This is a genomic window from Streptomyces sp. 8P21H-1 (assembly GCF_013302945.1).
This window is the reverse complement of sequence record NZ_JABTYA010000192.1, coordinates 1-425: the sequence shown is the minus strand read 5'-3', so window position 1 is coordinate 425 and position 425 is coordinate 1. Positions and strand designations below refer to the sequence as shown.

Annotated in this window: 1 pseudogene; it reads left to right on the top strand. The window is 80.0% G+C overall.

Features of this window, described 5'->3' with window-relative positions:
• Nucleotides 1-425: pseudogene (locus HO151_RS07290) on the top strand (protein phosphatase 2C domain-containing protein); the annotation flags it as partial.

Sequence of the window (425 nt, the reverse complement as noted above, 5' to 3'; positions counted from 1 at the left end):
CGGCGCACGGGGACGCCCCCGCCGCCGGGCGGACGGCGGTCACGGACACCGGCACCGGCACCGGCGACGCCCCCACGGGCGCCCCGTCCGACCAGCCTCTCCAGGTCCCCGACACTCCCGGTCCCCTCGGCCACGTCGGTTCCGGTCCGCCCACCTACGCCTCCGAACCCACCGCCCTGCCCCTCGCGGACCCGGACGCCCTCGACGACCTCGTGGCCGACACCGTGCTGGACGGGGCGTCGTACGGGACGTGCACCCTGCGCGCCGTGTCGGTGCGCGGGGACTCGGCGCGCTACCGGGGCGAGCCCCGCAGGGACTCCCTGCTCACCGCCCGCTTCGGCACGGGCGACGGCGCCCTCGTCCTCGTGGCGATGGCGACCGGCGCCCGCGCCACCCCCGACGCCCACCGCGCCGCGGCCGAGGCG